Source organism: Mesorhizobium sp. WSM4307 (assembly GCF_007003945.1).
GTDB lineage: Bacteria > Pseudomonadota > Alphaproteobacteria > Rhizobiales > Rhizobiaceae > Mesorhizobium.
Map to the genome: position 1 here is coordinate 47,420 of NZ_VFTB01000015.1, position 19,219 is coordinate 66,638.

General features: G+C 62.4%; 25 protein-coding genes and 2 pseudogenes. 9 read left to right on the forward strand and 18 right to left on the reverse strand.

Going from position 1 to position 19,219, the window contains the following annotated elements; genetic code table 11:
* The first annotated feature begins 69 nt into the window (after positions 1-69).
* The 4 genes from FJV83_RS30560 (at position 70) to FJV83_RS30575 (ending at position 2,552) form a co-directional block, all read left to right on the forward strand.
* Positions 70-693: a thermonuclease family protein gene (locus FJV83_RS30560; protein WP_142887097.1), complete on the forward strand. Its 624-nt coding sequence runs from the start codon at positions 70-72 to the stop codon at positions 691-693.
* 34 nt (positions 694-727) lie between these two features.
* Positions 728-1,339 (forward strand): glutathione S-transferase, encoded by a 612-nt coding sequence (locus FJV83_RS30565; RefSeq protein ID WP_095774414.1) that lies wholly within the window; start codon positions 728-730, stop codon positions 1,337-1,339.
* On the forward strand, positions 1,279-1,953 hold the full coding sequence (locus tag FJV83_RS30570) for a uracil-DNA glycosylase family protein (protein WP_095774415.1): 675 nt from the start codon (positions 1,279-1,281) through the stop codon (positions 1,951-1,953). Before FJV83_RS30565 ends, FJV83_RS30570 begins: the two co-directional genes overlap by 61 nt.
* A gap of 107 nt (positions 1,954-2,060) precedes the next feature.
* Positions 2,061-2,552, forward strand: a complete 492-nt coding sequence (locus tag FJV83_RS30575; protein ID WP_006205209.1) for an Lrp/AsnC family transcriptional regulator — start codon at positions 2,061-2,063, stop codon at positions 2,550-2,552.
* 12 nt (positions 2,553-2,564) lie between these two features.
* Here FJV83_RS30575 and FJV83_RS30580 read toward each other — a convergent pair whose 3' ends face one another.
* The 13 genes from FJV83_RS30580 to moaA form a co-directional block, all read right to left on the reverse strand.
* Positions 2,565-3,131 carry a DUF3299 domain-containing protein gene (locus FJV83_RS30580; RefSeq protein WP_142887099.1) on the reverse strand — a complete coding sequence of 189 codons (567 nt, stop codon included), beginning with the start codon at positions 3,129-3,131 and terminating at the stop codon, positions 2,565-2,567.
* 44 nt (positions 3,132-3,175) lie between these two features.
* Positions 3,176-3,754: a GNAT family N-acetyltransferase gene (locus FJV83_RS30585; protein ID WP_142887101.1), complete on the reverse strand. Its 579-nt coding sequence runs from the start codon at positions 3,752-3,754 to the stop codon at positions 3,176-3,178.
* Entirely contained in the window at positions 3,714-4,418 is a 705-nt protein-coding gene (locus FJV83_RS30590) for a DNA alkylation repair protein (RefSeq protein ID WP_142887102.1), read from the reverse strand. Before FJV83_RS30590 ends, FJV83_RS30585 begins: the two co-directional genes overlap by 41 nt.
* 6 nt (positions 4,419-4,424) lie before the next feature.
* Positions 4,425-5,294 carry an NAD(P)-dependent oxidoreductase gene (locus FJV83_RS30595; RefSeq protein ID WP_095774419.1) on the reverse strand — a complete coding sequence of 290 codons (870 nt, stop codon included), beginning with the start codon at positions 5,292-5,294 and terminating at the stop codon, positions 4,425-4,427.
* Positions 5,295-5,507: 213 nt separating this feature from the next.
* Positions 5,508-6,329, reverse strand: a complete 822-nt coding sequence (locus FJV83_RS30600) for an ABC transporter permease (RefSeq protein WP_095788761.1) — start codon at positions 6,327-6,329, stop codon at positions 5,508-5,510.
* Entirely contained in the window at positions 6,326-7,045 is a 720-nt protein-coding gene (locus FJV83_RS30605; protein ID WP_095774421.1) for an ABC transporter permease, read from the reverse strand. The genes FJV83_RS30600 and FJV83_RS30605 overlap by 4 nt, the downstream gene beginning before the upstream one ends.
* Before the next feature lie 80 nt (positions 7,046-7,125).
* Positions 7,126-7,911 carry an ABC transporter substrate-binding protein gene (locus FJV83_RS30610; protein WP_095774422.1) on the reverse strand — a complete coding sequence of 262 codons (786 nt, stop codon included), beginning with the start codon at positions 7,909-7,911 and terminating at the stop codon, positions 7,126-7,128.
* A gap of 146 nt (positions 7,912-8,057) precedes the next feature.
* Positions 8,058-8,573: a molybdopterin-guanine dinucleotide biosynthesis protein B gene (gene mobB, locus FJV83_RS30615; RefSeq protein WP_095774423.1), complete on the reverse strand. Its 516-nt coding sequence runs from the start codon at positions 8,571-8,573 to the stop codon at positions 8,058-8,060.
* The gene (gene mobA / locus FJV83_RS30620; RefSeq protein ID WP_142887104.1) at positions 8,570-9,202 is read right to left on the reverse strand and encodes a molybdenum cofactor guanylyltransferase MobA; all 633 of its coding nucleotides are present in this window, start codon (positions 9,200-9,202) and stop codon (positions 8,570-8,572) included. The genes mobB and mobA overlap by 4 nt, the downstream gene beginning before the upstream one ends.
* A 43-nt stretch (positions 9,203-9,245) precedes the next feature.
* Positions 9,246-10,166, reverse strand: coding sequence for a DMT family transporter (locus FJV83_RS30625; protein WP_095774482.1), 921 nt, complete (start codon positions 10,164-10,166; stop codon positions 9,246-9,248).
* A 177-nt stretch (positions 10,167-10,343) separates the two neighbouring features.
* Complete coding sequence (locus FJV83_RS30630) at positions 10,344-10,703, reverse strand: hypothetical protein (RefSeq protein WP_095774425.1); 360 nt, start codon at positions 10,701-10,703, stop codon at positions 10,344-10,346.
* Positions 10,704-10,821: 118 nt separating this feature from the next.
* Positions 10,822-11,316 (reverse strand): hypothetical protein, encoded by a 495-nt coding sequence (locus tag FJV83_RS30635; protein WP_185973468.1) that lies wholly within the window; start codon positions 11,314-11,316, stop codon positions 10,822-10,824.
* A gap of 54 nt (positions 11,317-11,370) precedes the next feature.
* On the reverse strand, positions 11,371-12,366 hold the full coding sequence (gene moaA, locus FJV83_RS30640; RefSeq protein ID WP_095793068.1) for a GTP 3',8-cyclase MoaA: 996 nt from the start codon (positions 12,364-12,366) through the stop codon (positions 11,371-11,373).
* A 196-nt stretch (positions 12,367-12,562) separates the two neighbouring features.
* Between moaA and FJV83_RS30645 the strand changes: the two genes are divergently transcribed.
* Positions 12,563-12,916 carry a DUF971 domain-containing protein gene (locus FJV83_RS30645; RefSeq protein WP_010909462.1) on the forward strand — a complete coding sequence of 118 codons (354 nt, stop codon included), beginning with the start codon at positions 12,563-12,565 and terminating at the stop codon, positions 12,914-12,916.
* Positions 12,917-12,979: 63 nt separating this feature from the next.
* A complete protein-coding gene (locus FJV83_RS30650; protein ID WP_095774429.1) occupies positions 12,980-13,591 on the forward strand; it encodes a pyridoxamine 5'-phosphate oxidase family protein in 612 nt (203 codons plus the stop codon).
* Positions 13,592-13,607: 16 nt separating this feature from the next.
* Here the strand turns inward: FJV83_RS30650 and FJV83_RS30655 are convergent, their stop codons facing one another.
* Positions 13,608-14,060: a MarR family transcriptional regulator gene (locus tag FJV83_RS30655; RefSeq protein WP_019858112.1), complete on the reverse strand. Its 453-nt coding sequence runs from the start codon at positions 14,058-14,060 to the stop codon at positions 13,608-13,610.
* A gap of 47 nt (positions 14,061-14,107) precedes the next feature.
* Between FJV83_RS30655 and FJV83_RS30660 the strand changes: the two genes are divergently transcribed.
* Positions 14,108-15,019, forward strand: a complete 912-nt coding sequence (locus tag FJV83_RS30660; protein WP_095774430.1) for an alpha/beta hydrolase — start codon at positions 14,108-14,110, stop codon at positions 15,017-15,019.
* A gap of 70 nt (positions 15,020-15,089) precedes the next feature.
* On the opposite strand, the gene FJV83_RS30665 is transcribed toward FJV83_RS30660, so the two are convergent.
* Together FJV83_RS30665 and FJV83_RS37305 are read right to left on the reverse strand one after the other, a co-directional pair.
* Positions 15,090-15,485 (reverse strand): rhodanese-like domain-containing protein, encoded by a 396-nt coding sequence (locus FJV83_RS30665; RefSeq protein WP_032930276.1) that lies wholly within the window; start codon positions 15,483-15,485, stop codon positions 15,090-15,092.
* A 58-nt stretch (positions 15,486-15,543) separates the two neighbouring features.
* Positions 15,544-15,660 (reverse strand): annotated as a pseudogene (locus tag FJV83_RS37305) (TetR/AcrR family transcriptional regulator); the annotation flags it as partial.
* A gap of 5 nt (positions 15,661-15,665) precedes the next feature.
* Between FJV83_RS37305 and FJV83_RS30675 the strand changes: the two are divergent.
* Positions 15,666-15,773 (forward strand): annotated as a pseudogene (locus FJV83_RS30675) (SDR family oxidoreductase); the annotation flags it as partial.
* A 210-nt stretch (positions 15,774-15,983) separates the two neighbouring features.
* Positions 15,984-17,867 (forward strand): murein L,D-transpeptidase, encoded by a 1,884-nt coding sequence (locus FJV83_RS30680; protein ID WP_142887106.1) that lies wholly within the window; start codon positions 15,984-15,986, stop codon positions 17,865-17,867.
* 4 nt (positions 17,868-17,871) lie between these two features.
* On the opposite strand, the gene FJV83_RS30685 is transcribed toward FJV83_RS30680, so the two are convergent.
* The gene (locus FJV83_RS30685) at positions 17,872-18,354 is read right to left on the reverse strand and encodes a hypothetical protein (RefSeq protein ID WP_179295965.1); all 483 of its coding nucleotides are present in this window, start codon (positions 18,352-18,354) and stop codon (positions 17,872-17,874) included.
* Positions 18,355-18,465: 111 nt separating this feature from the next.
* Complete coding sequence (locus FJV83_RS30690) at positions 18,466-19,206, reverse strand: lysozyme inhibitor LprI family protein (RefSeq protein WP_246691939.1); 741 nt, start codon at positions 19,204-19,206, stop codon at positions 18,466-18,468.
* Positions 19,207-19,219: the final 13 nt, after the last annotated feature.

The window sequence follows — 19,219 nt, forward strand, 5'->3', positions numbered from 1 at the left end:
TTCGATTTATGCGTGCAGCGGTTCCAAGGTGTTAAGCTACGTTCGAATGATTAACCAACCGTTTGCCATATGAGCCGTTCCTGGTCGCCAAGATCGCGCCGGCGGTACACGACGCCGCGCCCGAGAAGCCTGTGGCGCAAGGTGGTGGACTATGGGCTGGCCATCATCATTCTGGGGCTGCTGATCCTGTTGGCGGCGCGCCTCGATCGGGTGGAGACGCGCCAGACTCAAGGCGCTGCCATCATCAATGATGGCGACTCGATCACGCTCGGCACCGAGCGCATCCGCATGCGCGGCATCGACGCCCCGGAATACACGCAGACCTGCCGCAGGAACGGCAGCGACTATGCCTGCGGCACGCTTGCGCGCCAGTCCCTGGTGCGCCTGATCGCCGGCAGGCCCGTTACCTGCAGCGGCTGGCAGCGGGATCGCTATGGCCGGTTGCTTGGCGACTGCAAGGCCGGCGGCACCGACCTCAACCGCGCTCAGGTCGAGGCGGGTTGGGCGGTTGCCTTTGGCGACTTCGAAAGTGAGGAGGCAACCGCCCGGGCCGCCAAGGTCGGTATCTGGGCTGGTACGTTCGATCAACCGCAGGACTGGCGCGACAGCCATCACGGCGAAGTGGTGGAGCGAAAACACGGCACGCTGGCGTCGATCGGCGACGCCGTGCGGGAGATTTTTCGCTTCTGGTGAGGCGTATCGGCTTGGAAGGAAAGGGAGGATCGAAATGAAGCTCTTCGACGGTGGCCGGGCGCCCAATCCGCGGCGGGTACGCGTCTTTCTCGCCGAAAAGGGGATCGCTGTTCCGCTGGTGTCCGTCGACATGGGCGCGCTGGAGCACAAGGGCCAAACGGTGAGCTCTCGCAACCCTTTGCAGCGCCTGCCGGTGCTGGAGCTTGACGATGGCACCGTCATCACCGAATCCGTCGCCATCTGCCGGTATTTCGAGGAGTTGCATCCGGAGCCGGCCCTGTTCGGACGCGGCGCGCTCGGCAAGGCACAGGTCGAGATGTGGCAGAGACGGATGGAGTTCAACCTGCTCAGCTGCGTCGCGCAGGCGTTTCGCCACATTCATCCGGCCATGAAGGAATGGGAAATCCCACAAATCCCCGAATGGGGCGAGGCCAACAAGCCGAAGGCGTTGGAGTTCCTGAAAATCCTCGACGGCGAGTTGGCGAAGCGGGAATTCGCCGCCGGCGACAGCTATTCGATCGCCGATATCACCGGCCTGATCGCCATCGACTTCATGAAGCCGGCGCGCATCAACGTACCGGAGGAATGCACCAATGTCCTGCGTTGGCATCAGGCGATCTCCAGCCGGCCGAGTGCCGCCGCTTGACCCTGGAACTGGACAATTTTGCCGCAGAAGTCCGGGCCTGCCGCATCTGCGTCGAAAACCCCGCCGGCAGGCCGCTGCCGCATGAGCCGCGGCCGGTGCTGCGGCCTTCGTCCAGTGCCCGCATCCTGATTGCCAGCCAGGCGCCGGGAACCAAGGTTCACCTGTCGGGCATGCCGTTCACCGATGCTTCGGGCGACCGCCTGCGCAACTGGCTCGGCGTGACCAGCGACGAATTCTACGACATCGAGAAATTCGCCATCGTGCCGATGGGCTTCTGCTTTCCCGGCCAGGATGCCAAGGGTGGTGACCTGCCGCCAAGGCGCGAATGCGCGCCGGCCTGGCGCACGCCCTTGATGGCGCTGATGCCGCGGATCGACCTGGTGCTGACTATCGGCATCTACGCGCAGTCCTGGCATATGGGCGCCGCGCGCCGGCCCTCGCTGACGGAGACGGTTAAGGACTGGCGTGCCATCTGGGAGAATTCCGTCGGCGCAAAGGTGCTGCCGCTGCCGCACCCGTCCTGGCGCAACAGCGGCTGGCTGAAGCAGAATCCGTGGTTTGAAATGGATTTGCTGCCTTTCCTGCGCTCGGAAATCCGCTATCGCCTCGGCTAGGCATTCAGCAAGAAATCACTCGCTTTCATAGCGATTGGCAGAATTTCTTTCTTGTGAAAGCCCGAAATAAAGGGGAATATAGCCAAACTATTCCTCAGGAGCCTCTAATGGACCGCCTTGACCGAAAAATTCTCCGCCTCCTGCAGGAGGACGCGACACTCGCGGTGGCCGATGTCGCCAAGAAAGTCGGCCTGTCGACCACGCCCTGCTGGCGCCGCATCCAGAAGCTCGAGGAGGAAGGCGTCATCAAGCGTCGCGTCGCCATTCTCGACCATGAGAAGGTCAATGTGCGGGTCACCGTCTTCGTCTCCATCCGCACGAATTCGCACAGCCACGAATGGCTGCGCCGCTTTTCCGAGGTCATCCAGGAGTTTCCCGAGGTGGTCGAGTTCTACCGCATGAGCGGCGACGTCGACTATCTCTTGCGCGTCGTGGTGCCTGACATCGCCGCCTACGACGCCTTCTACAAGCGGCTGATCGCCAAGATCGAGATCCGTGACGTGTCGTCATCCTTCGCCATGGAGCAGATCAAGTACACCACTGAAATCCCGCTCGATTACATGGTGCTGGACAAGGAATCGGGCGCCAACGCCGCCTGAGCGCAAGCCCGATTAGTTCTTCTTTTTGTTCAGGAACGTCCAGGGCGAGTTCACCGGCAGGGTGACGGCATCAGGCACGGTGTCGACCCCAACCACCTGTGCTCTGCGCACGCTATAGCCCGACTGGATGACGCTGACGCCATCCAGAATGAACAGCTGGCTTTTCTCCATGTCCGGCTTCAGGGCGCCGGTGACGGCGACCGACTGGTAGGCTTGCGACATCTTGTAGGGATGGGCTGGCGTCACCAGCACGATCTGATTGGCTGGTGGCGTCGGCATGTGGCTGCACGCGCCGGTCCATGGCACCAGCAGGAACTGATAGACGAGGTCGCCGTCGCGATCGACCGGCAACGCGTAGCCGGCTAATTGTACCGTCTTGTCCTGCAAGCCGAGCGACAGCGTCTCGCCATGATCGGGTAGTTTAGCCGCAATCATCGGCAGGCCGGTGTCTTCGGCGACGGCCTGGCTCGCCGGGCGCAAATCCTTCCAAAAGATGTGCATGGTTTCGGCCGAAGCGCCGGCAGCGCACAGGGACAGCGCGGTCGCGAGCGCCAGGACTGATTTGAAATGAATGCTCATGCCGCTTCCTTTGCGGCCGAGTAAAGACGCCGCGGCCAATGACGTCAATGCGCGAGCCGCATCACATGTCGGCGAGAACCAGCCATGCCGGCTTCATGGAAGCCGCGCGACGCGAACATGTCGCGAAAGCCCATGAAACGGTAGCTCGGCGACGCCTCCGCCACGGGATAGGCCTCGATGATGCGCGCGCCCTTGGCGAAAGCATGATCGATGGCTGCATCAAGCAAGGCCGAAGCTAGGCCGCCGCCGCGCAAGGCCCTCGGCACATAGAAGCAGGCGATCGACCATACGCCCGTCTCGCTGTCGTCCTGCCGCCTTGAAAGCCTGCGATAGGTCTCGCGCGGAGCGACCGAACACCAGGCAATGGTGTTGCCGTCGATCTCGGCGAGGATGCCGACCGGGGTGCCGGCATCGATGAGCGCCATCATCTGACGCTTCTTTTCATCGTTCTTGATGTGCTCGCGGTCAGAGTTCCGCCAGGCCATGCACCAGCAATATTTTGGCGCACCCGGCTGCTCGAACAGGGTCTCAAAGCTGCCGCGTGTTGCCGGCGTCACCTCGGTGAAGCGGATGTTGGCGAGGTCAAACGTTTCTGCCGGCGAGGCGTTCGAGCGTTTTGGCATCCGACAGTTCCTTCACGGCATCCTTGCCGATCCAGCGCGCGGTCTTGTCTGGGGAGTCGGCGAGTTTCTGTGCCAGGGTCAGGGCAGGGGCGTGCAGGCTCATCGATCGCTTGCCGATCTGCCGCAGCGCCCAGTTGACGGCTTTCCTGACGAAGTTGCGCTGATCGCCGGCATGGACTTCGATCAAGGGCAGATAGGACAGGAAAGTCGCGTCCGGCTCCTTTTTCAAATGCACGGCCGCCCATGCCAACATGGCAAAGGCCGTGCGGCGGACGAATTCGCGCTCGTCGACCGCAAACTCCTCGATCAGCGTGCGCCAGAACGGCGTATCGACGAACAGGTCGGAGACGGTATCGACGACTTCCCAGGAATCGAAATCGTCGGCCCAGCTACGGCATTCCTCAATGGTGATCTTCTTCGGTTCGCCGGTGAAAGCCGCCAGCATCCGCGCTTCGCGAATGCCGCTGGTCCACAGCGCCAGGGATCGTTCGTGGTTGCGCTTCAGCTTGCGCGCCAAGGGCCGCAAATCCGTGTTGCCGACACCGAGCGCGGTCGCGATGTTGATGCCGAACCGCGCCATGCCGGCGCGGTTTTCCTCGGTGCCGATCGAGCGCAGATGCGCGACGATGTCCTGCGCGGTCCAGTCTGGAGCGGGCAGGGACATGATCGCCTACTTCTCCAGGCGCGCCAGCAGCGAGGAGGTGTCCCAGCGCTTGCCACCCATGGCCTGCACATCCTTGTAGAACTGGTCGACAAGCGCGGTCACCGGCAGCTTGGCGCCGTTGCGGTCGGCCTCCGCCAGGCAGATGCCAAGATCCTTGCGCATCCAGTCGACGGCAAAGCCGAAATCATACTTGCCGGCACTCATTGTCTTGTGGCGGTTTTCCATCTGCCAGGAACCGGCGGCTCCCTTGGAAATCACCTCGATCACCTTCTCGATATCGAGCCCGGCCTTCTTGCCGAAATGGATACCTTCCGACAGTCCCTGCACGAGCCCGGCGATGCAGATCTGGTTGATCATCTTGGTGAGCTGGCCGGCGCCAGCCGAGCCCATCAGCCCGACCATGCGGGCAAAAGCGTCGATAACGGGCCTCGCTCTGTCGAAGGCAGCCTGATCGCCGCCGACCATGACGGTCAGCACGCCGTTCTCGGCGCCGGCCTGGCCACCGGAGACCGGCGCGTCGAGAAATGAAAATCCACCTGCCTCCGCTGCTGCCGCCAGTTCGCGCGCGACTTCCGCCGAAGCCGTGGTGTTGTCGATGAAGACCGAGCCTTTCTTCATCGATTTGAAGGCGCCTTCGGGACCTGTCGTCACCGAGCGCAGATCGTCGTCATTGCCGACGCAGGAAAAGACGAAGTCCTTGTCCTTGGCTGCCTCTGCCGGCGTCACTGCAAGGCCGCCGCCATGCTGGCCAACCCATTGCTCGGCCTTGGCCTTGGTGCGGTTGTAGACGGTGATGTCGTGACCACCCTTGTTCTTCAAGTGGCCGGCCATGGGATAGCCCATCACGCCAAGACCGAGAAATGCCACAGATGCCATGAACTTGCCCTTCAGACGGAAGCGAAATTGCTGCGGAAGCTCTAGAGCAATTCCAGGAAAAGTGTGAAGCGGTTTTCCCTCCGGAATTGCATCAAAACAAAGAGATAGAGCGGTTCGGCGTTTCTGCGAAACGGTGAACCGTTCTAGGCCCTGCGCTCAATTCGTCAAGACGCCTGCGGACTGATCGACTGGTGCAGGCAATATGGAAATCCGTCAACGCTTCAGGTGGATGGTGATCCGGCGCTCGATCCATTCGATCGCATGGCGCAACAACTCGACCATCACCAGGTACACCAGGGCGACCCAGATATAGGCCTGGATGTCGAAGGAATTGGCAAAGGCGAGTTTTGCATTACCCATCAGGTCGTACACGGTGATGATGGCGACGATGGCGGACGCCTTGACCATCAGGATCAGCTCATTGCCGTAGGGCCGCAAGGCGACGATCAGAGCTTGCGGCAGGATGATCTTGCGCAGCGTCTGCAATTTGTGCAGGCCGAGGGAGGCGGCGCCTTCCCATTGGCCCCTGGGCACGCTTTCGACGGCGCCGCGCAGGATTTCGGCCTGGTAGGCAGCGGTGTTGAGCGCAAAGGCGAAGACGCCGCAGTTGAAGGCGTCCTTGAAGAAATCCCAAAGCCCGATCATCTGGAGTTCCGGCCTGAACGACCCCAGCCCGTAATAGACCAGAAAGGTCTGAACCAGCAGCGGCGTGCCCCGGAAAAAATAGACGTAACAGTAGGCAAGACCGGCCAGGATCCGGTTCCTGGACATACGCCCGTAAGCAACCGGCATCGACAGGACGGCGCCAAGCACCATCGAAATGGCGACCAGCGACAAGGTAACGCCCAGCCCGCTCAGATAGGCCGGCGCATATTTGGCGAAGAAGGCCGGGTTCCAGGCAAAAAACAGATAGCCGACGATGCCGAGGCCAAAGGCGATCCACAGGCAGACCAGCGCGTAGCCGACGATGCGCGGTCGCGGCCAGCCGCGGGTCCGCGGTGGCGGCCGCTCGACCATGGCGGCTGTGGCGCTCATCGTTGTGCCTCCCGTTTGCCAAGCGAGCGCAAAATGGCGCTGGTGGCGAAGGATGACACGACGGCCAGACCCAGAAAGACCAGAGCCGCAATGCTGTAAAACAGGAACGAATGCTTGGTGACGCGAGCCGCCACACCGGCGTTGCGCAGCGTCTCGGCAAGACCGACGACCGAGACCAGCGACGTGTCCTTGAGAAGGCTAAGCCAGCAATTCTCGAGACCGGGGAAGGCAATGCGCAGCAGCTGCGGCAGGATCACCAAGCGCATTGTCTGCCATCTGGACAAACCAATGGAATAGCCACCCTCATACTGCCCCTTCGGGATGGCGCGGAAGGCCGAGAGGAAAACCTCGCTGGCATAGGACGAGAAGATCAGCGAGAGCACGATCATGCCGGCCACGAAACTGTTGACGTCGATGGTCGCTTCGGGGCGAAAATACCGGATGAGATGTTGCAGCAGGATCGGCATGCCGAAGAAGAACAGGAAAAGCGTCACCAGTTCCGGCAGGCCGCGAAAGACCGTGGTGTAGATATTGGCGGCGAGGCGCAGCGACGGCTCCTCGGATTGCTTGCCCAGCGCAATGAAAAAACCGATCGTCAACCCAATGGGGAGCGTCGCCAGCGCAAGCAGAACCGTTACAATGACGCCATAGGCAATGTCGTCACTCCAGCCATCAGGTCCCCAACTGAGAAGTGTCCATATGCTTTGGGCTGGCATTGACAGGTGTTATCCCCACGACGTTCCCAGGATGAATAGAAAGACGGCGGGGAATTTCCCCGCCGTCTTGATCCTGTCTATCAGGACTCGGCGCCGAAGACGTCGAACTTGAAGTACTTGTCGTTGATTTCCTTGTATTTTCCATTGGCGCGGATGGCGTCGATGGCCTCATTGAGCTTGTTGACCAAATCGGTCTCGCCCTTGCGCACGGCAATGCCGGCGCCCGGTCCGAAGATCTCGACCGGCTGCGGCGAGGGCTGGCCGAGAATCTTGCAGCAGGCACCATCTGGCGTGTCCAGCCATTGCTGCAGCACCACGATATCGTCCTCGATGGCGTCGAGGCGGCCGTTGGCCAGATCTGCCTGCTCCTCGGGGCTGCTCGGATAACCCTTCACGGTGCTGTCGGTGTAGGTCTTCGAGGCATAGTTGAAATGGGTGGTCGTCGTGGCGACGCCGATGGTCTTGCCGGCGAGATCTTCCTTGGTCACACCCTTCAGCGTGCTGTCTTTCGGCACTGCGAGAGCCGAGGGGGTGTTGTAGTATTTGTGGGTGAAGTCGACCTTCTCCTTGCGCTCCGGCGTGATCGACATCGAGGCGACGATAGCGTCGAACTTGCCGGCCTGAAGTGCCGGGATGATGCCGTCCCAATCCTGGGCGACGAAGGTGCACTTGACCTTCATCTGATCGCAAAGCGCCTGGGCGATGTCGATGTCGAAGCCGACGAGCTTGCCGTCGGAGGTGAGGTTGTTGAACGGGGGATAGGCGCCTTCGGTGCCGATCCGCAGGGTCTTTTCCTGGGCCTGGGCTACGCCGAGCGTCAGCAGCGCAGCCGATGCGGCGAGCGCGATACGCAGTGCAATACGCATGATAGTCCTCTCTTTATGGTCCCGGCCGTCGTTCCGAAACGGCTCTATGGGGCGGTGCTTTTGACCGCCCGCTGAGGCGATACTCCCACTCTTTCCAAGAAAAAAGCAACTGCAAAACCACCGAAATCGGCAATGGGGTTCTGCCGTTACGTTACATCCCAAGCAACGAGGCCGGTGATGCGCTCGATGAAGTCGACTATCGATTTTACGTCGTCGAGGTCGAATACCGGCAGGCTCTCGTCCGTGACGGCGAAATCGGCGGCGATGGCGACAATATTGGGATCGCCTGCCGAAAGCGGCGCCCGGTCCCTCGCTTCCAGGCGCCGCGTTTCGATCTTGCGGTGTGATTCGCGCTTGTAGCCTTCGACCAGCACGATGTCGCATGGGGCGAGTCGCGAGAGGATGCTCTCCAGTGGCGGCTCATCCTCGCCACGCAATTCATGCATCAGCGCCCAGCGGTTGCCCGACACGATCGCGACCTCGGTGGCGCCGGCCTGCCGATGGCGGAAGCTGTCGGCGCCCGGCTTGTCGATGTCGAAATCATGATGGGCGTGTTTGACCGTCGAGACCTTCCAGCCGCGCCGCACAAGCTCGGCGACCAGCTTTTCTGTGAGGGTGGTCTTGCCGGAGTTTTTCCAGCCGGTGATGCCGAAGACGTTCATGATGTCATGCTCTGCAACAGGCGCGCGGCCTGGGCAAGATCGTCCGGCACATTGATGTTGAAGAAAGGATCGAGCGGCCGGCCAGCGAATTGCAGGACCTGGAATTCCACCTCGACATGGCCATGGCGCTCGATGAAGGCCGAAACGCGCCTGTTGTCCTCATCGACCAGGAAATGCCGCAAGGCGTCGCGACAGTCCGTCGGCCACAGCGCGAAGGTCGGGTGGAGCCGGCCGGCCGAGGAGGCGACGGCAATTGAACCTGGATGTTCGCCGGCTGCCGCCGCCAGACGCGCGACGAGGTCTAGCGGCAGGAAAGGCGTGTCGCCGGCGGCGGTAACGACCGTTTTGCAAGGTGTGCCAGCGGCCGCCCATTCGAGGCCGGACAGAATGCCGGCAAGCGGCCCGGCAAAGCCTTCGACGGTGTCGGCAAGCACGGGCAGTCCGAAACGGGAAAAGCGTTCGGGATCGCCATTGGCGCTCAGCGCCAGGGTTTCGATCTGCGGGCCAAGGCGCGACAGGACCTGCTCAAGCACGCTGCCGCCGCCGAGCGGCAACAGGCTCTTGTCGCCGCCTCCCATCCGACTTGACTGGCCACCGGCCAGAACGATCCCTGCAATATCTCGCCTCATGCATCGAGCCTGTACGCCAGCCGCCGGAAATCACAAGACCCGGCTAGATTCCATCCGGCGCCATGGCCGGCCCAGTGGTTTCGGCGACGATCCTTCGCCGACCGACCACGCGCTCGCGATAGAGCGCGTAGAGACCCGAACCGACGACGATTGTCGCGCCGACGATCATCGGCATGTCGGGAATGTCGCCGAAGACGATCAAGCCAAGCAGGATGGACCAGAGGAGCGCTGTGTAGCGGAACGGCGCGATGAAGGAGATCTCGCCCGAGCGCATCGCCATGATGATGAATTGATAACCGATGAGCACCAGCACCGCGGCCAGCGCCAGCAGCGCCGTGCTTTTGCCGGTCATGGGCGTCCAGCCACCCATCGGCGACAACAGCACCACGCCGACGCCGGTCATTGCCAGCGCGGTCGCGGTCGAGACGAGCATGGTCGGTATGGTTTGGGGGATGCGCTTGGTGGCGAGGTCGCGCACGGTGCAGCAGGCGACGCTGGCCAGCGCCCAAAGGGAATAGATGCTGAAGCCATCAAAGCCGGGCCGCACAATGACCAGTACGCCGGCAAAACCGACTGCGATTGCCAGCCAGCGTCGCCAGCCGACCGCTTCGCCGAAAAACAGCGCGGCACCCATCGTCACCGCCAGCGGCAGCGCCTGAAGAACGGCCGAGACACTGCCGATCGGCAAATGGGCAAGCGCCACCAGGAACGACACGGTGGCGCCAGCTTCGCCCAGCACGCGGATTGCCACCAGCGGCTGCAGCATCAGGCGCGGCCGCAAAAGCGCGCCGCGTTGCCAGGCCAGCAGGCCGACGAAGAGCGAGGCAAAGGCTCCTCTGATCAGCATGACCTGCGCCATGTTCATCGATTGCGAAGAGTATTTGGTGATGGCGTCGTTGAGCGTGAAGCCAACCATCGCCACCATCATGAACAACGCGCCGCGAAGATTTGGGGAAAGAGGCAAGACATCCACCGGTTGCTTGGGAAGCAAGCCTGTAACAGCCCGCCACGAAACAGCAATGGCAAAGGGCTGGGCCAGGACCGGGCATTCGTCATCGCCGGCGTGAAATCACGTCCTCAATTCGGCGCGGATCTGGTCGGGAGGCGGCTTCGCCTCCCGGAACGTACCGGCTGCCGATGTCTATTGCTTCGGCGTCAGCACTTCGGTGCCGTTGCCTTCCTTGCCGGCGATGGTCCACAGGCCATGCAGCGACCCGTCATCCTCGACCTTGTAGACGACGAGGCCGATGTCCTTGCCCATGACATAGCCGGCGGAGAATGCATCGTCGTTGCGCATGCAGATGCCATCGGACGAAGAACCGCCAGTCTCCCAGTGGATCGCGCAAGTCGTCCCGCTGGTCAGCGTGATGGTGGCTTCGCCATCATATTTCGATCCGTCGAAATTGGTGCCGGCGACGGTATAGGTTCCACCGATCGACTGCGCCGCCGCGGGCACGGCCGCAAGGCCGAGCAATGCAAGAGAAAGAATGAGTTTGCGCATGACGTTTCCCCTATCAGCGAAAAGCCGCTTTCAGGGGAAGGCTAGGCCGGAACAATGTGGCCGTAAATCCGGCGGCGGTTCGCGGACAAGACTTTTTCTGGGGTGTGATCCGAAATACTCACTGTCCCTTCAGACTGCCGGCAATCGCGCCGACCAGCGGGTCGTATTTCGACTTCAGGGCTGGCGGGTAATCGATCCAGACCGTGCGGATGACGCCATCTCTGCCGAACAGGCGCCGCTCATAAAAGATCTTTCCATCCTTCATGCCCGACAGCACCGCCCAGTTCTTGCCGGTCTTGCTGTAGGTAACGGTGTAGTCAGGTTCCTTGCTTGCGTTTTCATCGGCGACAAAGCCTTTCGGCGTGTCGTCATCGACGTTGAGGATGCCGGAGCAGGTCAGGCTGGCGCCATCCGCGCTCAGCCAAACCTGTCCGTCGCCATTTTCCGGCTCGGGCTGGCGATCGGTGAATATCTCATCGGGAAAGGTGCAGACGGTGCCGAAACGCGCGTTCGCATAGGTGAAGGGCTTGGCGTTTGCACTTGTTGTGACGGGCGTCGCCAAGAACAGAACAGTGGTCAGCGACGACAAGCCTATACGATAAAGACGCAGCACGATGCCCCCTTGGCCTTGTGACCAAAGATAGTCTTGCACCAAATCGGGAAAAAATCAGCCGCCGGTGACGCTCATATGCCGGGACACCGACGGACGGCTGGTGCGGCGGTCGATGATGAAATCATGGCCTTTCGGCTTGCGGCCGATGGCCTCGTCGATCGCGTCGGCGACAAGTTCGTTGCCTTCGGATGCGCGCAACGGCGCGCGCAGATCGGCCGCGTCTTCCTGGCCGAGGCACATATAGAGCGTGCCCGTGCAGGTCAGCCGGACGCGATTGCAGCTTTCGCAGAAATTATGCGTCATGGGTGTGATGAAACCGAGCTTTCCGCCGGTCTCGGCGACGTGGACATAGCGTGCAGGGCCACCGGTCTTGAAGGGAATGTCGGCCAGCGTGAACTGGCGTTCCAGCGAGGCGCGCAGCAGCGACAGCGGCAGATACTGGTCGGTGCGGTCGGCGTCGATCTCGCCCATCGGCATGGTTTCGATGACAGTGAGATCCATGCCGCGGCCATGCGCCCAGCGCATCATGTCGGGCAGTTCGGCGTCGTTGAAATCCTTCAGCGCCACCGCGTTGAGCTTGACCTTGAGCCCGGCCGCCTGAGCGGCATCGATACCTTGCATGACCTTGTCGAGATGGCCCCAGCGGGTGATCTGGTGGAACTTGTCCGCATCCAGCGTGTCGAGCGAGACGTTGATGCGCTTGACGCCGCAATCGGCGAGCTCGGCGGCGAAGCGCGACAGCTGCGAGCCGTTGGTGGTGAGCGTCAGTTCTTCCAGCGCGCCGCTATCGAGGTGGCGCGAGAGCTGGCGCACCAGATGCATGATGTTCTTGCGCACCAGTGGCTCGCCGCCGGTGAGGCGCAGCCGTCTGACGCCCTTCTCGATGAAAACGGTGCAGAGCCGATCCAGCTCTTCCAGCGACAGCAGGTCCTTCTTCGGCAGGAAGGCCATGTCCTCGGCCATGCAGTAGGTGCAGCGAAAATCGCAGCGGTCGGTGACCGACACTCTGAGATAGCTGATCGTGCGACCGAAAGGGTCGATCATGTTCATGTTCGAGCGTTTCCCGTGGCCGTTACCGGCGTCGTTATATACAGCTATGTGATACGATCCAGCCCACCATTCAAGATACCGCTTCTCGATCTTTGGTAACATCCCGGAGCCGACACCTTGCGTCGGTCCTCTACCAGGACTTTTCCCCTGTCGCGAAGCGGCGTAGGGAAGGGCAATCGATACGGGATCAAACAGCATGACCGCGCCAAAAGAACTCCGGGTCTCCAAGGACCGCAAGCTGCTGTCGGTCACCTTTCCCAATCACCAGCCATTTGAACTGCCGGCGGAGCTTTTGCGCGTCGCCTCGCCATCGGCCGAGGTGCAGGGCCATTCGCCCGACCAGCGTGTGACGGTTCCCGGCAAGCGCAATGTGGCCATCCTGAAGATCGAGCCGGTCGGCAACTATGCGGTGCGCATCACCTTCGACGATTTCCACGACACCGGCATTTTCACCTGGAACTATCTGCACACGCTTGGCCACGAGAAGGATGAGCGCTGGAATGCCTATCTGGCGGAGCTTGCCGAAAAAGGGCTGAGCCGCGATCGCTAAGCCGACGTCGTAAAGGCGTCACACATCTGGAGTAGCGCCGGCCAGGATTCGGAGACGAAAAAGATGTCGCTTATCACCACGGTCGAACAGCTCGAGGCGCTCTACGGCGTTCCAGGCGAAGCCTCGCTGGTCAAGGAACTCGATCACGTCATTCCCGAATATGCCGCCTTCATCGAGGCGTCGCCCTTTGTTGCGCTTGCCACCAGTGGCCCGGAGGGATTGGACTGTTCGCCGCGCGGCGATCTCGCCGGCTTCGTGCGTATCGTTGATCCGAAGACGCTGATCATGCCGGACCGGCGCGGCAACAATCGCGCCGATTCGCTGCGCAACATCATCCGGGATCCGCGTGTCGGGTTGCTGTTCCTGGTGCCGGGCTCTGGCACGACGCTGCGCATCAACGGCCGCGCGCGCATCACCACGGACGCCGAACTTTGCGCATCCTTCATGGTCGACGGCAAGGCGGCGCGCTCGGTGACCGTCATCGACGTCGATTCGGTCTATTTCCAGTGCGCCCGCGCCATTGTGCGGTCGGAGCTTTGGAACCCGGCAAAACATGTCGATCCAAAATCGCTGCCGACGCCGGGAAAAATCCTGGAAATCACCAGCCGCAAGAACATCGACGGCGAGGCCTACGACAAGGAATGGCCGGAGCGGGCGAAGAAAACCATGTGGTGAGTGACCGAAAAGGCCGTCAGGCCTCCTTCAGCACCTCATAGATCTTGCGCATCTGTTCGCCGATCATGTCGCACTGCTCCGGCGTCGACTGGCTCATCGCTTTCTCGATCAGCGCCATATGCACTTTCAGCGCCTGCATCAGCAGCGCCTCGCCAGCCTCGGTCAAGGCGAGCCGCAGGATGCGCTTGTCCTTCTCGTCGCCTTCGCGGCGCAGCAGGCCGCGCGTCTCCAGCTGCGGCAAAAGCATGGTGATGTTGGAGCGGCCGACGAGCAGCTTGCGGGCAAGATCGTGCTGCGACATGCCGGGGTGGCGGTAGAGGTTCATCAGCACGTCGAGCTGCGCCGGCTTCAGGTCGAGCGGCGCGAGTTTCACCGCCAGCGTGCGCTCCAGCACATGGCAGGCACGCGCCACCGCGACCCAGTTGCGAAAACGCGGGTTGTCCCAGGGTAGCTCTTGTTTATTGTTCATCTTTGAACTATTATGTTCATGCTTGAACGTATGGATGGATTCTCACTATGGCATCAATCGGGCTGAAGGTCATCCGGAGCGTATTTGGTGCGGCCGAGCATATTGCGCCACGCATCACCGGGCGCGCGGCTTTCGAACTGTTCTGCCGCACGCCGAGCACAAAGGCGCTGACCGATGGCGAGCGCCGCGCCATCGGCCGGGCCGCCGAGTTCATGACCGAGGCGCGCCATCATCGGCTGAAGACGGCAACCGGCTGCGTCATGGTGCACGAATTCCGGCCGGAACCGGGCGGGGCCGCACTTGGCACGGTGCTTGTCGTTCATGGCTGGCGTTCGCGCACCGAATATATGCGCGCCTTGATCGAGGGCTATCGCGCCGCCGGCTACAGGGTCGTTTCCCTGGACCTGCCGGGGCACGGCCATTCGCAGGGCCGGCACCTGAACATGGTCAACGCGGTCGACGCGGTGCGGGTCGCCGGCGAATGGTTCGGCCCGTTCGTCGCGGCGGTGGGTCATTCCTTCGGCGGCGCCGTTGCCGCCAATGCCATTGCCGGTTCCGTCAAGAACATTCCGCCGCTGGCGGCCGGACGTCTCGTGCTGATCGCCGCACCCAGCTCCCTGCCGGCTATCTTCGCCGATTTCAGCCGCATGCTCAACGTCGGGCCGCGCTCGCAGGTGGCGATGGCGGACCGCGTCCAGCACCTGTCCGGCCGGCCGCTGCATGAATTCACCGGTGACCGCCAGCTCGCCCAGGCGCCGGTGCCGACGCTGGTCATCCACGCGCCTGACGATCGCGAGGTGCCGGCCGAGCACGCGAAACGCTACGCCGGCGCTGGCGGCCATGTGCGGCTGCACTGGGCCGACGGTCTCGGCCACCGCCGCATCCTTGCGGACAAGGGCGTTGTCGAACGCGCCGTTGCCTTCGTCGCGGAACACCGCGAGCCGTCGCGGCTGCATTGAGACGCAATCCTCGTTCCAGGCATGTCGTTGTCTCAAAACCGGGACCACTCTCGAGCGACATGCATTGGGGCTATTTCTTCTTCTCGCCGGGCTCGACAGGCAGTCCGGCCGCCTTCCAGGCGGTGTAGCCGCCAAGGATGTGCTTGACGGGCACAAGCCCCATGTCCTGCGCCGTCTTGGTGGCGAGCGCTGAACGCCAGCCGCCGGCGCAGAAGAACACGAAGCTCTTGCCCGAGGCGAAGAACGGCTTGTGATAGGGACTTTCCGGATCGATCCAGAATTCCAGCATGCCGCGTGTCACATGTTTGGCGCCGGGAATCCTGCCGTCGCGTTCGACCTCGCGCGGGTCGCGCAGGTCGACGAAGATGGTGCCTTCGTCCTCGAGCAGTCCCGCGGCTTCTTCAGGTGAAACCACTTCGATCTCGGCGTTGGCTTCATCCAGCAGTTCGCGATAACCCTTTTTCACAGCTTGTTCCTCCCGACCGCGCGTTTGGCTGGATTTCCACCATAATGGCCAGCGTTTGTCACGCTCGGTCGGGGCCTGCCAGAGTTTGCCAGGCAGCCATCGCGCCAGTGACGGTGGCCATCAGCGCTGGGCGCGACGCGCCGTCGCGCGCCTGGATCGACATGCCGTGCTGCACCGCGATTCGGCAAGGCCGATGACATCGCCGGCATGGTTGCCTGGCTCGCCGGTCCGGAGGGGCGTTTCGTTACCGGTGCCGCATTGATCATCGATGGCGGCGCCAACGCCTGAATTTTGGGGATTTCTCCAGGCTGGAGCGAAACGCCCGCGCTCCAGCCGACACGATCTTGTGAAACCGTTCTGCAACAGGCTTTCCAAAATTTATGAAAGCTTAACCAAATCGGTATGAATCGGTATAGTCGCGCCTTACATCCGCCATGCGGTGAGCGAGACGGTCTAGCGTGCGGAACGGGAACCGGTTGCGACCGGAGCGGGTGATCCATGAAATTCCTCGGTAAAAAAGCAACCGCGATGCCGCTTGTGGCGATCGCGGCAACGCTCGCCCTGGGCGCGCCTCAGGCAGGCGCCCAGGGGCTCTTCGACATGCTGTTCGGCGGCGGCATCAGGCATGAGCCGCAGGGCGAATTTCCGCCTCCGCCAACGCACAAACCCAAAGCCCCGGCTGGCGGCGGCGGCGGCGGCGCGAAGATCAGCGGGCCGTCCTATTACACCTACAAGGCTGACAAGCTTATTCGCGTCGACTTCTCGACGCTGTCCGCCGCGCCGCAGCCGGCGACGGCGCAGGACGCGGCGTTCGTTCCGTCAGCAACGGGGGCTGCTTTCCACGATGCCATTGCCGGTCTCAGCGACTACGAACTCTACGCCGAGCCCGACATCGCCAAGGCGTTGATCGCCTATTACTCGGCCAATCCGGACTTCATCTGGGTGAACGGAACCAGCCCCAACAACCGCGCCCAGGATGCGGTGCGGGTGCTGGGCGAGGCCGCGAGCTACGGCCTGACGCCCACCGACTATACCGTCGATGTGCCGGCCACGACTTCGGCCTCGACGGATGACGCGGCCAAGCTCAGGGAACTCGTGCGCTTCGAGATGGCACTGTCGGCACGCGTCCTGCGCTATGCCCATGACGCCCAGAACGGCCGTGTCGAGCCCAACCGGATGACCGGTTACTATGATTTCCCGGCCAAGCCGCTCGACATGGTCGGCGTGCTGAAGACGCTGGCGCATACACAGGAAGTGCGCACCTACCTCGAATCGCGGCATCCGCAGAATGCGGAATATCAGGCGCTGCGCGTCGAGCTGGAGGCCCTGCAGGCCAGTGCCGAAAATGAGATCGTCGTCGATCCCAAGCTGCTGCTGAAGCCGGGCGAGACCAGCCCCGAACTGCCGAAGCTGCTGTCGCTGATCGCGCGCAATCTCGATGACGGCATGGGCGGCACCTATGGCGAGCTCTTGTCGCGGCTGGCGACCAGCGAGGTTTATGTCCCCGAGCTGGTGCCGCTGATCAAGGCGGTGCAGGTGAAGGAAGGCATGAAGGGCGACGGCGTCATCGGTCCGCGCACTGTCGCCTTGCTGGCCGGCACGTCGAAGGCTGACAAACTGCTCAAGGTGCAGGTGGCGCTGGAGGAGCTGCGCTGGCTGCCTTCCGATCTCGGCAGCCCACGTGTCTTCATCAACCAGCCGGCGTTCACTGCGAGCTACATCGACAACGGCGAGGAGAAGCTGAAGACGCGCGTCGTCGTCGGCCGGGTGACCAACCAGACGGCTTTCTTCTACGACCAGATCAAGCAGGTAGACTTCCATCCCTATTGGGGCGTGCCGCAGTCGATCATCGTCAATGAGATGCTGCCCAGATTGCGCAGCGATCCCGGCTATCTCGATCGGGCCGGCTACGAGGTGACGGATTCGCGCGGCAAGCGCATTCCGTCGTCGGCGGTCAATTGGGGCGGCTATGGCGCCAACATTCCCTACAGCGTGCGCCAGCAGCCGAGCGAGGCCAATGCGCTGGGCGAACTGAAGATCCTGTTCCCCAACAAGCATGCGATCTACATGCACGATACGCCGCAGAAATCGTTCTTCAAGCAGGACATGCGCGCGCTCAGCCATGGCTGCGTGCGCCTGCAGGATCCGCGCGGCATGGCGGCGGCGGTGCTCGGCACCACGGTCGACTATGTCGCCGAAAAGCTGAAGCACGGGCATTCGACCGAGGATGTGACGCGCAAGATTCCGGTCTATGTCGCCTATTTCACCGCATGGCCCGACATGTCCGGCAAGGTCGAGTATTTCAGCGACGTCTACGACCGCGATTCGCGGTTGAAGCAGGCATTGGACGCCACCGAGGCCGTGCGCTCGCCGTCGAGCTGATCGTTTAGAATTGCGACAACGGGCGGCGGAACCCCGCCTCCCGCCCGGCGATCAGCCAGTAGATCAATCCGGCGACGAGGCCGGCGGCGGCGATGATGCCGATATCGGCCCAGCGCTCCGGGTCTATGTCTTCCGCCGAGCTCGGCCAGATCAGGAAGAAGCCGCCGGCGGCGGCAGCGGCGCCGAAGACCATGTGCATCAGGGCATTGCGCAGCGAGAAGAACTCGGCGATCAGCGCGAAGATCAGTGTCTGCAGCCCGGTCACGACAATCGTCAGGAAGTAGACGAACATGCCGAGCGGCGGCACCACCAGGACGGCGATCGGGCTGACGCCCATGATGTCGAAATAGGCCGGCGCGTTGGGCAGCGAACTGAGCGCGGCGTAGATCGCCGCCACGGCGACCAGGCCGACCAGCACGGCGACCAGATAGCCGGCCAGCATCATCAGGATGCGTTTCATCACATGCTTCGCCGTCGCCATGCCCATCCCCCATGCGGCGCAGTCAACCGTTCCAATCAGCCATCAAAGACGATCCGGCGCAAGGGCAGGCACAGAGCGAACGCTTTGGCAGGCTTCGTGGATTGGGAAGCACGCCGATCAGGCGCCGCCGCACAGATGCTCGGAGTCCGGCAAGGCCCAGGAACCTTTTGCAACCAGATCGATCGAATAATAGACCCGGCCGCGGTCGTCATCCCTGGGACAATCCCTGGGAATCGCGATCAGGCACATCACGACGGCTTCGCCGACCTTCGAGGCGGCAAGGCCCGGTTCGCGATCATAGGAAACCGCCCCGCCGCCATTGGTGAATGTCGCGGCGCTGCCGGCGTCGGCAGGGGCCGTCTCCAGCGGATCGTCGCCAAGCCGCGTGGTCAGCGTCTTGATGTGGGTGGATGCGCATTGCCCGACGGCCGAGGGCAGGGACTGATCGTTGTTGCCGGGATTGCGCGCGGCGGTATCCAGGGCCTTCTTGCCGATCAGGGCGATGTTGTAGTCCTCTACCCATGAGGGCGCATTGCCATAGGTCTGCAAGGCGTTGTTCAGCGCGCTGACGATGCAGGCTGTATCGCTACTGCAGGCATTGCGGTCGGCAATCAACCCGCGGGCGATCTTGCGCTTGTCGCCGCCGAAGGCCGGCTCGAACCCCTTGTAGGCCTTGGCGACCAGCAGATCGATCGCCGACAGCTGCGGATCGGCGCAGATCGCCTTCTCCGCCGGCAGGCTGGCCTTGGCGCAATCGAAGGATGGCCCGTCCGCGCGCGCCGAAGGCGCCGCAAGCATGCCGCCAGCCAGTATGACAGCAAGCACAAGCAAGACTTTGGTTTGGATGGAAGATCGCATCGGTGCCCCCAAG

Excerpts from the sequence above, each read along its gene's own strand:
- FJV83_RS30595 (WP_095774419.1), bottom strand. The coding sequence starts at position 5,294 with ATGGCATCTGTGGCATTTCTCGGTCTTGGCGTGATGGGCTATCCCATG.
- FJV83_RS30650 (WP_095774429.1), top strand. The coding sequence starts at position 12,980 with ATGTCGCTTATCACCACGGTCGAACAGCTCGAGGCGCTCTACGGCGTT.
- FJV83_RS30610 (WP_095774422.1), bottom strand. The coding sequence starts at position 7,911 with ATGCGTATTGCACTGCGTATCGCGCTCGCCGCATCGGCTGCGCTGCTG.
- FJV83_RS30565 (WP_095774414.1), top strand. The coding sequence starts at position 728 with ATGAAGCTCTTCGACGGTGGCCGGGCGCCCAATCCGCGGCGGGTACGC.
- FJV83_RS30660 (WP_095774430.1), top strand. The coding sequence starts at position 14,108 with ATGGCATCAATCGGGCTGAAGGTCATCCGGAGCGTATTTGGTGCGGCC.
- FJV83_RS30570 (WP_095774415.1), top strand. The coding sequence starts at position 1,279 with ATGCACCAATGTCCTGCGTTGGCATCAGGCGATCTCCAGCCGGCCGAG.
- FJV83_RS30605 (WP_095774421.1), bottom strand. The coding sequence starts at position 7,045 with ATGCCAGCCCAAAGCATATGGACACTTCTCAGTTGGGGACCTGATGGC.
- FJV83_RS30685 (WP_179295965.1), bottom strand. The coding sequence starts at position 18,354 with ATGGGCATGGCGACGGCGAAGCATGTGATGAAACGCATCCTGATGATG.
- FJV83_RS30585 (WP_142887101.1), bottom strand. The coding sequence starts at position 3,754 with ATGCCAAAACGCTCGAACGCCTCGCCGGCAGAAACGTTTGACCTCGCC.
- FJV83_RS30690 (WP_246691939.1), bottom strand. The coding sequence starts at position 19,206 with ATGCGATCTTCCATCCAAACCAAAGTCTTGCTTGTGCTTGCTGTCATA.
- FJV83_RS30580 (WP_142887099.1), bottom strand. The coding sequence starts at position 3,131 with ATGAGCATTCATTTCAAATCAGTCCTGGCGCTCGCGACCGCGCTGTCC.
- FJV83_RS30560 (WP_142887097.1), top strand. The coding sequence starts at position 70 with ATGAGCCGTTCCTGGTCGCCAAGATCGCGCCGGCGGTACACGACGCCG.
- FJV83_RS30680 (WP_142887106.1), top strand. The coding sequence starts at position 15,984 with ATGAAATTCCTCGGTAAAAAAGCAACCGCGATGCCGCTTGTGGCGATC.
- FJV83_RS30575 (WP_006205209.1), top strand. The coding sequence starts at position 2,061 with ATGGACCGCCTTGACCGAAAAATTCTCCGCCTCCTGCAGGAGGACGCG.
- moaA (WP_095793068.1), bottom strand. The coding sequence starts at position 12,366 with ATGAACATGATCGACCCTTTCGGTCGCACGATCAGCTATCTCAGAGTG.
- FJV83_RS30590 (WP_142887102.1), bottom strand. The coding sequence starts at position 4,418 with ATGTCCCTGCCCGCTCCAGACTGGACCGCGCAGGACATCGTCGCGCAT.
- FJV83_RS30630 (WP_095774425.1), bottom strand. The coding sequence starts at position 10,703 with ATGCGCAAACTCATTCTTTCTCTTGCATTGCTCGGCCTTGCGGCCGTG.
- FJV83_RS30645 (WP_010909462.1), top strand. The coding sequence starts at position 12,563 with ATGACCGCGCCAAAAGAACTCCGGGTCTCCAAGGACCGCAAGCTGCTG.
- mobA (WP_142887104.1), bottom strand. The coding sequence starts at position 9,202 with ATGAGGCGAGATATTGCAGGGATCGTTCTGGCCGGTGGCCAGTCAAGT.
- FJV83_RS30600 (WP_095788761.1), bottom strand. The coding sequence starts at position 6,329 with ATGAGCGCCACAGCCGCCATGGTCGAGCGGCCGCCACCGCGGACCCGC.
- FJV83_RS30655 (WP_019858112.1), bottom strand. The coding sequence starts at position 14,060 with ATGAACAATAAACAAGAGCTACCCTGGGACAACCCGCGTTTTCGCAAC.
- mobB (WP_095774423.1), bottom strand. The coding sequence starts at position 8,573 with ATGAACGTCTTCGGCATCACCGGCTGGAAAAACTCCGGCAAGACCACC.